The sequence below is a fragment of the Pseudomonas sp. FP1742 genome (genome assembly GCF_030687145.1).
GTDB lineage: Bacteria > Pseudomonadota > Gammaproteobacteria > Pseudomonadales > Pseudomonadaceae > Aquipseudomonas > Aquipseudomonas frederiksbergensis_D.
Genome location: NZ_CP117460.1, coordinates 4,401,374 through 4,413,703, shown reverse-complemented (window position 1 = coordinate 4,413,703; position 12,330 = coordinate 4,401,374). Strand labels below are relative to the sequence as shown.

9 protein-coding genes are annotated in these 12,330 nt (G+C 60.4%); 5 read left to right on the top strand and 4 right to left on the bottom strand.

Features of this window, described 5'->3' with window-relative positions; all coding sequences use genetic code 11:
* Positions 1 to 234: 234 nt before the first annotated feature.
* Positions 235 to 2,517 carry a heavy metal translocating P-type ATPase gene (locus tag PSH64_RS19730; RefSeq protein WP_305478312.1) on the top strand — a complete coding sequence of 761 codons (2,283 nt, stop codon included), beginning with the start codon at positions 235 to 237 and terminating at the stop codon, positions 2,515 to 2,517.
* A 14-nt stretch (positions 2,518 to 2,531) separates the two neighbouring features.
* Here the strand turns inward: PSH64_RS19730 and fnr are convergent, their stop codons facing one another.
* Positions 2,532 to 3,278 (bottom strand): fumarate/nitrate reduction transcriptional regulator Fnr, encoded by a 747-nt coding sequence (fnr, locus tag PSH64_RS19725; protein WP_305478311.1) that lies wholly within the window; start codon positions 3,276 to 3,278, stop codon positions 2,532 to 2,534.
* Positions 3,279 to 3,440: 162 nt separating this feature from the next.
* Positions 3,441 to 4,088 carry a BON domain-containing protein gene (locus PSH64_RS19720; protein ID WP_105346849.1) on the bottom strand — a complete coding sequence of 216 codons (648 nt, stop codon included), beginning with the start codon at positions 4,086 to 4,088 and terminating at the stop codon, positions 3,441 to 3,443.
* 117 nt (positions 4,089 to 4,205) lie between these two features.
* Here PSH64_RS19720 and PSH64_RS19715 point away from each other — a divergent pair, with 117 nt between their 5' ends.
* On the top strand, positions 4,206 to 7,052 hold the full coding sequence (locus tag PSH64_RS19715; RefSeq protein ID WP_305478310.1) for a cation-translocating P-type ATPase: 2,847 nt from the start codon (positions 4,206 to 4,208) through the stop codon (positions 7,050 to 7,052).
* A 51-nt stretch (positions 7,053 to 7,103) separates the two neighbouring features.
* Here PSH64_RS19715 and PSH64_RS19710 read toward each other — a convergent pair whose 3' ends face one another.
* Positions 7,104 to 8,024 carry a universal stress protein gene (locus PSH64_RS19710; protein WP_105346845.1) on the bottom strand — a complete coding sequence of 307 codons (921 nt, stop codon included), beginning with the start codon at positions 8,022 to 8,024 and terminating at the stop codon, positions 7,104 to 7,106.
* Between the two features lie 255 nt (positions 8,025 to 8,279).
* Here PSH64_RS19710 and PSH64_RS19705 point away from each other — a divergent pair, with 255 nt between their 5' ends.
* The gene (locus PSH64_RS19705) at positions 8,280 to 9,518 is read left to right on the top strand and encodes a DUF4010 domain-containing protein (protein WP_105346843.1); all 1,239 of its coding nucleotides are present in this window, start codon (positions 8,280 to 8,282) and stop codon (positions 9,516 to 9,518) included.
* A gap of 107 nt (positions 9,519 to 9,625) precedes the next feature.
* Positions 9,626 to 10,549 (top strand): universal stress protein, encoded by a 924-nt coding sequence (locus tag PSH64_RS19700; RefSeq protein WP_105346841.1) that lies wholly within the window; start codon positions 9,626 to 9,628, stop codon positions 10,547 to 10,549.
* Positions 10,550 to 10,605: 56 nt separating this feature from the next.
* Here the strand turns inward: PSH64_RS19700 and PSH64_RS19695 are convergent, their stop codons facing one another.
* Complete coding sequence (locus PSH64_RS19695; RefSeq protein ID WP_105346839.1) at positions 10,606 to 11,172, bottom strand: GNAT family N-acetyltransferase; 567 nt, start codon at positions 11,170 to 11,172, stop codon at positions 10,606 to 10,608.
* 225 nt (positions 11,173 to 11,397) lie between these two features.
* On the opposite strand from PSH64_RS19695, the gene PSH64_RS19690 reads away from it, so the two are divergent.
* Positions 11,398 to 12,330: a universal stress protein gene (locus PSH64_RS19690; protein WP_305478309.1), complete on the top strand. Its 933-nt coding sequence runs from the start codon at positions 11,398 to 11,400 to the stop codon at positions 12,328 to 12,330.

The following is a 12,330-nucleotide window of genomic DNA, read 5'->3' as shown; positions in this document are numbered from 1 at the left end:
TTGACTCTAAATGTCTACGTGAACGTCCCCCGGCTGTTTGATTTAGATCAGAAAGAAAGCACACAGCGATTTTGTCCCGCAGTGACCATTGCGCTAACGCCAGGCGAAGCTTCAATGGATAACGCGCAGCGAACATGCCGGGCATTCGAGACCTAAGCTCTACCCAGGACTGTGATGAGTCGCGGGCGTTTCTATCGCGAGGGATGCGCAGTGTTTTTTGAGGAATTCACATCGATGCTCAGTAAGTGGCTGGACCCGGTTCTACTGCTGCTCACCACCCTGACCCTGCTGGCCGGGGGCATTGCGCAGCTTGCTCACAAGTCTGACTGGGCCTCGATTTGCTGGGCCGCGGGCAGCCTGGTGATGGCCCTGGTGCTGCTCGTCGAGATTGTCAGGCGCCTGGCCCGGCGCGAGGCGGGTGTGGACCTGATCGCTCTGCTGTCGATAGCCGCCGCGTTGTTTTTTCAGCAGACACTGGTGGCGGCGGTGATTGCCCTGATGCTGGCGTCGGGGCGCATCCTGGAGTTTTTCACCAAACAACGTGCCGAACGTGAGCTACGTGCGCTGGTCGACCGGGCGCCACGCGTTGCCTGGTTACAGGAAAACGGCAATTTACGGCAGATTCCGGTCGAGCAGATCCAGGCACATCAGACGCTGCTTGTACGCCTGGGGGAGGTGGTGCCGGTCGATGGCCGTCTACTCAGCTCCACGGCGATTCTCGACGAGTCGGCGCTCACCGGCGAGTCATTGCCGGTCACCCGCCGGGAAGGAGAGCTACTGCCCAGCGGTGTGACCAATGTCGGTGCGCCGATGCTGCTGACAGCCACTCGAACCGCAGCGCAGAGCACCTATGCCGGGGTGGTGCGCCTGGCCGAAGCGGCACGACGCTCGCGCGCGCCTTTCGTGCGTTTGGCCGACCGTTACGCGTTGTTCTTCATTCCGCTGACATTGTTGATTGCCGGCATCGCCTGGTACATGAGTGGCGACTCGTTGCGCGCGCTGGCGGTTTTGGTGGTGGCCACGCCTTGCCCGTTGATCCTGGCAGTGCCGATTTCGATCATGTCAGGTATCTCGAGGGCGGCGCGGCGCGGGATTCTGATCAAGGACGGCGTCACCCTGGAAGCGCTGGCCGGGGTCAAGCAAGTGTTTCTCGACAAGACCGGCACGTTGACCAGCGGCCATGCCCGTCTGCAGTCGATCGAGACCAACGGAGCGCTCGATCCGCAGCGTCTGTTGAGCCTGGCCGCTTCGCTGGCACAGGCCTCGACACACCCTATCTCCCAGGCCATTGTCGAGGCGGCCTGTCAGCGTGGATTGCCGCTCAGCGTGCCGCAGGCGGTCGAGGAAAGCCCGGGCTCGGGGCTCTGCGGGTTGATTGATGGCCTGCGGGTGCGCTTCGGCACGTTGTCGTTTGTTCAAAATGAATCGCCGGTTGGCGACTGGGCCACCAGCATGCTGCGTCGCATGGATTACCTGGCGTGCAGCGGCAGCTTCATTGAAGTGGACGGGGCGCTCGCCGGCCTGCTGATCTTCTCCGACAAACTGCGTCGGGAAACCCCGCAGACCCTGCGCCGACTGCGCAACAGAGGCATCGAGCGGATCGTCATGCTCACCGGCGATCGCGTGGAAACCGCCGAGATGATTGCACTGTCGGCCGGGATCGACGAGTTGCGTGCCGGGTTGAGTCCTGGGGACAAGGTGCGTGCGGTACAGGATGCCTGCCAGCACGCCAGCACGCTGATGGTCGGTGATGGCATCAACGATGCCCCCGCCCTGGCGGCGGCCAATGTCGGGGTGGCCATGGGGGCGAGCGGTGCCACGGCGTCCGCGCAAGCGGCGGGTGTGGTGCTGCTGGTGGATCGTCTGGATCGTCTGGTCGAGGCGCTGGACATCGCCCGTCAGACCCGCCACATCGCCCGTCAAGGCGTATTGGCCGGCATGGGCATGTCGGTGCTGGCCATGGGAGTGGCCGCCTTCGGTTACCTGCCGCCGCTGGTCGGTGCCGTGGTGCAGGAGGGCATCGACGTGGTGATCATTTTCAATGCCTTGCGTGCATTGGGGCCGTTACCGGGTTTGCGCCAACGCAAGCTGGCCGCCGAGCATATCGATCACCTGCAAGACGAGCACGACGAGCTCGCTTCGGTACTCAGCGATCTGCACCAACTGGCAAGCGACTTTGCCCAGCGCCCACTCGAGCAAGCACAGAGCGACTTGCTGGCGCTGGTAAAAAACCTGCAGGAATCACTGGCCCGCCACGAACGGGACGATGAAAACACCCTGTACCCGCTGTTGACGCAAAGCCTGCCCGGCGAGGACCCCATGTCGGCGATGAGCCACGTCCACCGCGAGATCTTTCGCCTGATCCATTTACTGGCGCGCATGAGCACGGATTTCAGTGCCGACCCGGCAACGGCTTCTGTCAATGAGATACAGCATCAGTTAATCCGCCTGGATACCCTCGTGCGGCTGCACTTCGATCAGGAGGAAGAGTTGTTTCGTTACCTTGATAAGCGCTGAAAAGCCGTGCAGCGTCAGTGGAGGATCGCTGAATGACAACCGGCGACCAGCTGCTTGAGCCCGTGCAGGTTCAGGATCTTGACCTCACGACCGGCTATTTCCACCAGTTCCTGTTCCCGCAGATGGGCAATGCCCCGGCAGATGGTTTCCAGGCGCAACCCCAGGTAGGAGCCTATTTCGTCGCGCCGCATCTTGAGTATGAATTCGCTGGATGAGTAGCCTCGCATGCTCAAGCGTAGCGAGAGGTTCAGCAGAAAGGCGGCCAGACGCTCATCCGAGTTCATGTTGCCCAACATCATCAGCAGATCGTGATCGCGGACGATTTCACGGCTCAGAAACCTGTTCAGGTTGTGTTGCAGCGCCGGCAGCTCCCGGGCGAGTTTTTCCAGCTGAGAAAAGTGGATGGGGCAGACTTCACTGTCCTCCAGGGCAAACGCATTACAGGTGTGCTCGTCGGTGCTGATGGCGTCCAGGCCAAGCATCTCGCCGGGCAACTGGAACCCGGTGACCTGCTCGCGGCCATCGAGCGACAGCACGCTGGTCTTGAATGAACCGATACGAATCGCATACAGCAAGCGCAAGGGATCGCCTGCACGGTAGAGGGGGGCGCCTTTCCTGACTTTGAACCGTTGCAAAATCAGCTTGTCCAGGCGCTCGAGTTCCAGTTTGTCGAGACCAAAAGGCAGGCAAAACTCTAATACACTGCAATTGGAACAGGCAGCCTTGAGGTGTTGACCCTGAAGCAGGCGGACTTCAGTCATGTCAATGGCGCCTTGGGTGGTTATATATAAAGCATAGGTGCTGTGAACCCGGGCACGGATTCCGTTCGGAAGATTGCGGGAGCAATCGACGAACGGAAAGCCGTTGGCCCGTCGCAAGTGCCTGGTATCCCGGGGAATTACGGGCTCCCCGGGCCCATTGACTCAGGCAATGCGCAGATGATCATCAACTTGCCTCACCCCCGGCACTGACCAGGCGGCACGTTCGGCGATCTTGCGTTCGCGCCACAAATGTACCTTGCCTTCCAGCTTCACCACATCGCCTTCGACCTTGACGTGAATTTCCTGGGCATCGACTTCGGCGTTGCGCTTGAGGGCTTCTTCGATACGACGCTGGATATCCTCCACGTTCACCTGCGGGCGAAGGGTGAGCCGATTGTCCACGCCTACCACTCCCGACAGCTTGCGCACGGCCATCTCGGCGGTTTCTTTCTGGTACTGCCAGTCCACTTCGCCTTCAAGGGTGATCCACCCTTTCTGCACGATGACTTTGATGTCCTGCTCAGGAATATCGGAGCTCCAGGTGAGGATGTTCAAGGCGCGGGAGGCAATGGCGTCGTCCGCCGTGCCGGCGCTTTTCATCGGCCTGACCTGAATTTCTTCGGCCACGGCGCGTACCCCTTTTATGCTTTTTACCGCGCGTTCCGCGCTGACTTTTTGCGCGTAGCTTTTAACGTGCCCGGTGAGCGTGACGACGCCGTTGTCCACGGTTACCCCGATGTTGGCGGCATCGATCTCAGGCTGGAATTCAAGCTCATCCATAATGCTCTGACGCAGACTCAAGTCGTTCATGGTGATGTCCTCTGTCTGATGCGTTGATGGCAATGGACCGCAAGCCCGGTCCGCTCAGTTTTTTCTACACTTGAACAGCGCAAGGACATTGAGCTAAATCAACAAGGCATCCGAGAGATGAGCAGGACAGTTGAGTCTGGTAGCCCCCGTATAACATCCCCATACCTTAAAGATGTGGAGACGATTGCCCGTGAGCTGGACACAGACATCGGCACGGGCTTATCCAGTGCGCAAGCCCAGGCCCGGTTGAACCGTGACGGACCCAATGAGTTACGGACCCAACCGGTCAAACCCGCCTGGCGTTATCTTCTGGCGCAGTTTCAGGATCCGCTGGTGTATCTGCTGTTCGCCGCGGTGGCCATCACCCTGGTCACCTGGTTCCTGATGGATGGCCGCGATTGGCCGGTCGATGCATTGGTCATCCTTCTGATTGTGCTGGTTAATGCGCTCCTGGGGTTTTTCCAGGAAACCCGCTCACAACGAGCTGTTGCGGCGTTGGCCAAACTGACTCAAACCTCTTCTTCAGTCATGCGCGATGGCACCGTGGCGCGTATCCCCAGTCATCACCTGGTGATTGGGGACCTGCTGGTGTTATCCGAAGGCGACTCGGTGGGCGCCGATGCTCGACTCGTTCAGGCCAATGCCTTGCGGGTAATGGAAGCTTCGCTGACCGGGGAGAGTGAAGCGGTTTGCAAAGACACCCTCCGTCTGGACAGCGAAGTGCCCTTGGCAGAGCGCGCCAACATGGTTTTCAAAGGCACGGCCATCGTTCAGGGGGTGGGGCTCGGCATTGTCACGGCGGTCGGCATGGCGACGGAGGTAGGGGCGATAGCGCACCTGATGGATGTCACGCCCGAAGAGGTGACACCTCTGCAAAAGGAGGTGCGCGAGATAGGCAAGATGATTGGCCTCGCGGTGCTGGTCATCGCCTCGGTTGTCGTCGCGACCGTGCTGATGCTCACTGATGTTCGGGGTGTCGACGATTTACTGCAGGTTGTCCTGCTGGGTGTGTCCCTGGCGGTGGCTGCGGTGCCAGAGGGGCTGCCCGCTGTTCTGTCGCTGGTGCTGGCGTTCGGCATGCTGCGGATGGCGCGCAGCAAAGCCATCATCAAGCGCCTGTCTTCAGTGGAGACCTTGGGCTCTGCATCGGTCATCTGCACCGACAAGACCGGTACGCTGACCCGTTCCGAAATGACCATCCAGCAAACCATGACTGCCTCGGGCAAAGGGATGGTCAGCGGTGTCGGTTACGCCCCGCAGGGGCAGATTCATCACCAGGACGTGCCCCTGAGCAGTGGCCCGGTGCACAGCGAGAACGTGCTGTTATTGCGCGGCGGAAGCCTGGCTGGCAATGCCGCGCTTACACAGCAGGAAGATGGCACCTGGGTGATACGAGGCGATCCGACCGAAGGCGCCTTTCTGGTGGCGGAGCGCAAGCTTGATGCGCCCGCACGCAGCCAGGAGCGCTTCGAGCGCGTGGCTGAAATACCGTTTACTTCCGCTCGAAAAATGATGTCGGCTGTGGTTATCGATCATGAGCACAACGATGAGCGATTGTTGATCAGCAAGGGCGCGCCCGATGTGCTGCTGCAACATTGCACCCATGTTCAAGTCGGCATGGACGTGGTGCCACTGACCGACGATTTGCGTGCAAAAGCCGTGGCTGATGTGAATGAGTTGTCGAGTGCCGCGTTGCGTACGCTTTCCGTGGCTTACCGTCCTTTGGCGCCTGGCGAGGAGGTCGCGGCCGGTGAAGCCCTTGAGACAGCGCTTGTTTTCATCGGTACGGTCGGCATCAGTGATCCACCGCGTGAAGAAGTCGCGCCGGCCATCGCCCAGGCCCATCGCGCAGGCATCCGGATCATTATGATCACTGGCGACCATCCGCGAACGGCCGCCCGCATCGCCGAGGATCTGGGCATCATCCAGGCCGGGGCCGGGGCGTTGACCGGTGCCGATCTGGATAAGCTGGACGATGCGGCACTGGCCGAGGCCGTCAAATCGACATCGGTTTATGCACGCGTGGCGCCCTCGCATAAGCTGCGGATCGTCGATGCGCTTCAGGCCCAGGGGCATGTGGTGGCGATGACCGGGGATGGCGTGAATGATGCCCCGGCACTGAAGTCGGCCGATATCGGCATTGCCATGGGCATCACCGGCACGGAAGTGACCAAACAGGCTGGAAAAATGATTCTGGCTGACGATAACTTCGCCACCATCGTGTCGGCTGTTCGCGAAGGGCGCGGGATTCTGGACAATATCCGCAAGTTTCTCCGTTACTTGCTGTCTTCCAACATGGGGGAAGTCCTGACGGTCTTTCTTGCCGTCATCGGTGCCGGCGTCATCGGCCTGGTTGATGAACGGGGCGGGATCGTTCTGCCGCTGCTGGCCACCCAGATTCTGTGGATCAATCTGATCACTGATGCGGCACCTGCCATCGCCATGGGGCTTGATCCGCATGATGAGGGGGTGATGAGGCGTAGCCCGCGCAAGCCCACGGATCGAATCATCGATGCAAGAATGTGGAGCGGCGTGCTCCAGGTCGGTCTGGTGATGGCGTTGGCGAGCTTGCTGACGGTCGACTGGATGCTGCCCGATGGTTTGATACCCGGGCATGAATCGCTGGTTCAAGCACGCACTGCCGGTTTTACCGTCCTTGTATTGGCGCAGCTGTTCAATGCGCTGAGCGCTCGCTCAGAGTCGGCCAGTGCATTTATCGGGTTGTTCGCCAACCGGTGGCTCTGGGGGGCCATTGCGTTGGCGCTGACTTTGCAGATTGCCGTGGTGCACTGGTCGCCACTCAATAAGGCGTTCGGCACGAGTGCCCTGACACTGAGCCAGTGGGGGTTCTGTTTTGCCATGGCCAGCACGGTTTTCTGGTTCAGTGAGCTGCGCAAGCTGGTTTTGCGTTTGAAGAACCCTGAGCATCAGGTTGCTGTTCAGCGCCCGGCAGTACACCAATAGTGACCGGGCGCTGAGGCAAGTTGTGGGGTGGCGGCTGTGCGAAACAGCGCTCTACAGTTCCTCAGGTGAAACCACCCATACACTGCATGGCATTTTGTACAGCAGATGCTCCACCGTGCTGCCCACCAAGCGGCCCACGCCTCGATGGCCGACCCGGCCCATGACAATCACGTCGATGTCGTAGGCGTCGGCGTATTGGGTAATGACCTTGCTCGGGTTACCCATGATCATGTGCTGTTGCTCTGGCGCAATACCATTGCGCTCGGCCAGATCGCGGAAGGCATCGGCCTGTGCGTCGAACAGCGTCTTGGCTTTGCCAGAAGAAAACAGCGCCGAGCTACTGTCGAAATCGAACTCGTCCGCGCTGAGGGATGAAAGGTCGTGGGCGTAGATCACGTCGAGCTGGGCATTACAGGTGCTGGCCAGTTTTGAGGCCTCGCGCAGGATCCTGTCGTTGAAATCCTTGTACTGAGTTTTGCTGTGGAAGGGGTCGACCGCGGCGAGGATCCTGCGCGGCAGCGCGTGCTTCGCGTGGCTGACAAAATGCAGCGGCACCGGGCATTCGCGCAGCAAATGGATATCCAGGGGGGTGAACATTATCCGTGACAGCAGCGACTCGTATTCCAGTGCCTTGATCAGTACCGCCATGGGTTGTTCTTTGAGATGAATGAGGATTTCCTGCAAAGGGCGTTCAACCCAAATCACCTCCGTGGTGACGGGCACCCCGATTTTACGCAAGGGGCGGGCCTGTTCTTCGAGCCATTGGCGATGGCGCTCGACATACCCCAGCCGCATCTCCTCCAGCGCTTGTTCGTTGACCATGCTCGCCGTTGCCAGGCCTTCCAGGTAGTCGAAGGCGACGATGTGCAGGGCCGCGTCCGAGGCCTTGGCCAATGCAGCGGCGCGGTCGAACGCGGGGCTGTTTTCCATGAGGGGCGAGACGACCAGCATGAAGCGTGATTGCTCAGACATGACCAAACTCCCGTCGATAATCGTAGAAATTCCAGTGCTCACTGGCACCCCTGCGTCTGGGCAGTGGAAGCCTGGTTTTTATCCTGCCGCCGACCGGGGGAGAGGGCTTGATCTTTATCAACCTGGCGAGTGATGCAGCAGACGGCCCGACGTGTGGTGAGTCGCGCGTCCATCTACAAAACATTGACCAATATCAACCTCTCTTGCGTCATGCCGGCGCAGTCTGTGGCTTGTGGTTTACCCGGACGCAATCGCATGAACGACACCTTGAGCCTGGCAGGCGCGGCAGCTGCGCTGGGGATCGGCATGCTCATCGGCCTTGAACGTGAACGGCACAAGGGGCGGGGAGACAGTCGCGCCTGTGCCGGATTGCGCACGTTCGCGATCACCGCGTTGCTGGGTTATGTGGCGATGCAGGTCGGTGGCGGTTTGCTGGTGGGCATCATGGCGGTTTCGGTGGCCTTGCTGGTCACCGTGGCTTACTGGCGGAGCCTGGGCACTGATCCTGGTGTCACCAGTGAAGTGGCGTTATTCACGGTATTGGCGTTGGGGGCATTGTGTGGCTCCGCGCCCGAGCTGGCCATCGCCATTGGCGTGATGGTGGCGGGGCTGCTGACGTATCGCCAGAAACTGCACCATTTCGCGCGCAGCCAATTGACCGAAGGGGAAATGCGCGACGGTCTGGTGCTGTTGGTCGCTGCCCTGGTGGTGTTGCCATTGGCGCCGGATCGCTTTATCGGCCCCTATGCCGCCATCAATCTGCGCACCATTTGCACCCTGACGGTGTTGCTGATGGCCGTCGGGGCCGTAGGGCATATTGCCGTTCGTACCTTGGGTGCCCGTTACGGCTATGTGGTCAGCGCCATCGCCTCCGGGTTCGCTTCCAGCATCGCGACCATCGCCGCGATGGGGCACCTTGCCGCCAAGGAGCCGGACAACCTCAAAATCCTCAGTGCGGCAGCGATGCTGTCCAATCTGGCCACGGTGATTCAGGTCGGCTTGATCCTGGGGGCGGTCGATATCGGTCTATTGCGGTACATGTGGGGGGCGCTGTTGTTGGGTGTCGCCGCCACGGCGCTGTATGGCCTGAGCCTGATGTTGCTCAAACCGGCGAGCGGCGCGAACCAGCCGATCAAGGTCGGCGGCGCGTTCAACCTCAAGCTGGCCTTGGCCCTGACGCTGGCCATGACCGGCATGACCTTCCTGTCGTCGATGGTGCTCAGCCGCTTTGGCGAGATAGGCGTGATGGTCACGGCGATGCTTACCGGTTTCGCCGATATCCATACTTCGACGGCGTCCGTTGGCGCCCTGGCCAAGGCCGGGCTGTTGCCGTTCGACGCCATTGCCGCGCCCACGCTGGTTGCCGTGAGCAGTAACTCCCTGAGCAAATGCCTGGTGGCCTGGGTCAGCGGCGGGCGCCGGTTCGCCGCGTATGTCATTCCCGGCCAGGTCTTGCTGACGTTGGCGATGTGGGCGGGCATCTTGCTGCATTGACGGGCATCCGAGCGCTGTAGCTGACAAAGATCAAGTCGCCCGAATCTGCCGCGATCACTCTAGGGTTCTACTCACCGTATCGAGATGGCCGCGTGCCGAGGTGTCCCATGTCGCAGACTCAGCGTTTACTGTTGATCGCCCCCCAATCCATGACCCGTACTCCGGCGTTCGACCGGGCCGCCGCGTTGGCCCGCGCGATGCAGTCGCCGCTGCACATCGTGGCATTCGATTACTTGCAGGCCTTGGCCGTCGCCGGCTTGTTTGCCCCCGAGCAGATTGCCCAGGCCCGGGACGGTTATTTGCAAACCCATCGGCAATGGCTTGCCGAACAAGCCCAATTGATCAGCAAACACGGGGTGGAGGTCACCAGCGAGGTGGTGTGGGTGCAGCACCCTTACGAGGAAATCCTGCACTTCGTCAACGAGATGGCGCTGAGCCTGATCATCAAGGATGCCCAGGAAGAATCAGCGTTGAAGCGGGTGTTTTTCACCCCGCTGGACTGGCAGTTGTTGCGCGATTGTCCGGTGCCGGTGCATCTGGTGACCAACGCCCTGAATCCGCGGCCACACAACGTGTTGGCCATCGTCGACGTGCTGCGTAGCGAAGAGCAGGACCTGGTATTCAATGACCAGATCATCGACGCCGCCACCAAGCTGGCTGAACAGTGTGAGGCGAAGATCGAGTTGGTGCATGTGTATGACTGGACGGCCGTGTACGCCATGGACATGGGCGCTGGCGCACTCCCTTTGGCTTCCGGTCTTTACGAAGCCATGGGCACGGCGCAACACGAAGCGTTTGCGGCGCTGGCCGAGCGTCATGGCGTGCCGCCGGAGTGTCGCCACTTCATCGAAGGTGCGCCGTTGCCGAGTATTTGCAAGTTCGCCGAAGACCATCGCACCGATGTCATTGTGATGGGGACGGTGCAGCACTCGGGGTTGAACAAGCTGTTGGGGACCACTGCCGAACAGCTCTTGCACCGCGCCCCTTGCAGTGTGCTGGCGATCAAACCCGACAGGTCGTTGCAACCCTGAACGTTGATTTGCCCCACGGCGGACCGTTGACCGGTACGTCGTGGGGCAATCGGCTTTTACGACATATACAGACGATGGATGACCTGACGGCTGTCGTCGGGATCATTGTGCCGCTCGAAACCCAAGGCTTTGGTCAGATCGCGCATGGAGGTATTGCTGGCGGCGTCGATCGAATACATCTGATGAAAACCGTTTCTGCGGGCAGCCTTGATCAGATGTTCCATCAAAATGGTGCCCAGGCCCAAGTGCTGCCATTCATCAGCGACCGTCACCGCGCATTCGCACTCATGTTCCGCCGTGGCGGCGTAGCGGCTGATGCCGATTTCGATCAATTTGCCGTTTTCATGAACCAGCGCGATGTAGGCCATGCGCTGTTTGTTGTCGGTGTCCATCAACTGGTCGAGCATGGCGGCGCCCGGTTCGTTGACCTGTGCGAGAAAACGCATGTGCCGAGACTCGGGCGACAGGCGTTTGATGAAGGCATATTCAAGATCGCGGTCCTTTTCCAGCAGTGGCCTGATCAGCACGTGACGACCGTCCCTGAGCGCTTCGATCCAGTATTTTCCAGTGACTGCGGCATAGGCGGCCGCGGCCCGATCATTGTGGTCTTTGACGGTGAGCATGGAAGGTCCTCCATCCTGTTTGAAAAGTGGGGTGCGTGGAAATCAGTCACGCGGTCGATTCCTTTCTACGCCACTGGCAGCCCGTGAATCTGATCTGGATCAGACACCCGTCACGAGGGCGTTCATTGGCGGGTATTTGATGTAAATCAACCTGGGGGAGGGGGTAACGAGCGCAGTCTTGGCCCATGCCGGTGCTTGAGGACCGGTTTCGAGCGGAGGTGTGAGATGGGTCAATATCAACGTTTGCTGCTGATTGCCGACCGGACCCTGCATCAGTCCCCTGCCTTGCTCCGTGCCGTCGCGCTGGCCAAGGCGAGCGGGGCCGCGCTGGATGTGTGGGCCTTTGTCGATCCGGCACCGATTGTTCATTTGTGGGAAGAAAAAATCGATGAGGCGGGGTATCAGCGCTATCTGCGCCACTGTCATCGATGGGTGGCCGACGAGGTCGAACGGCTCAGCGGGCAGGGCGTGGCAGTGACGGTTGAAGCGGTCTTCACCACCCATCCGCTGCTGGATATTTTGAAGACAATCGAAGACCTCAAGCCCGACCTGCTGATCAAGGACGTCACCCTGGAACCGGCACTCAAACGGGTGTTCATCACTCCGCTCGATTGCCATCTGCTGCGCGAATGCACGATCCCCGTGCACTTGGTCAACCAGATCCGTTACGGGTTGCCGCACCGGGTGGTGGCCGCCGTGGACCCGTTCGATCCGCAGACGCAAATCAGTGGCCTGAACGACACCATCATCCAGACAGCCAACGCGCTGGCGCTGCAATGCGACGCACCACTGCACCTGCTGTACGCCTACGACTTGTCGCCGGCGTTCAATGGTGATGCGCCGCTGATCGCCGGTGGCTGGGGCATGGACTTCGTCGAGGAACTGCGCGAGTCCCTGCACCGGGCGTTTATCACCCTGGCGGATCGCTACGGTGTTCCTCCCGAGCGTCGGCACTTTGTCATGGGCTTGCCGGTGCCGGTGATCAGCGAGTTTGTCGAGCAATACCTGGCGGATGTGGTGGTGATGGGCACGGTGCATCGCGTGGGGCTCGACCGCTTGATCGGCAGCAACACCGAGCGCGCATTGTACTCGGTGCCGGGCAGCATTCTGGCGGTCAGGCAGCCGGGTTCGAGCGTCGGGCGCCAAGCCGATGCCTGA

Coding starts and splice junctions, on each gene's coding strand:
- PSH64_RS19730 (WP_305478312.1), top strand. CDS start 235: ATGCTCAGTAAGTGGCTGGACCCGGTTCTACTGCTGCTCACCACCCTG.
- fnr (WP_305478311.1), bottom strand. CDS start 3,278: ATGACTGAAGTCCGCCTGCTTCAGGGTCAACACCTCAAGGCTGCCTGT.
- PSH64_RS19720 (WP_105346849.1), bottom strand. CDS start 4,088: ATGAACGACTTGAGTCTGCGTCAGAGCATTATGGATGAGCTTGAATTC.
- PSH64_RS19715 (WP_305478310.1), top strand. CDS start 4,206: ATGAGCAGGACAGTTGAGTCTGGTAGCCCCCGTATAACATCCCCATAC.
- PSH64_RS19710 (WP_105346845.1), bottom strand. CDS start 8,024: ATGTCTGAGCAATCACGCTTCATGCTGGTCGTCTCGCCCCTCATGGAA.
- PSH64_RS19705 (WP_105346843.1), top strand. CDS start 8,280: ATGAACGACACCTTGAGCCTGGCAGGCGCGGCAGCTGCGCTGGGGATC.
- PSH64_RS19700 (WP_105346841.1), top strand. CDS start 9,626: ATGTCGCAGACTCAGCGTTTACTGTTGATCGCCCCCCAATCCATGACC.
- PSH64_RS19695 (WP_105346839.1), bottom strand. CDS start 11,172: ATGCTCACCGTCAAAGACCACAATGATCGGGCCGCGGCCGCCTATGCC.
- PSH64_RS19690 (WP_305478309.1), top strand. CDS start 11,398: ATGGGTCAATATCAACGTTTGCTGCTGATTGCCGACCGGACCCTGCAT.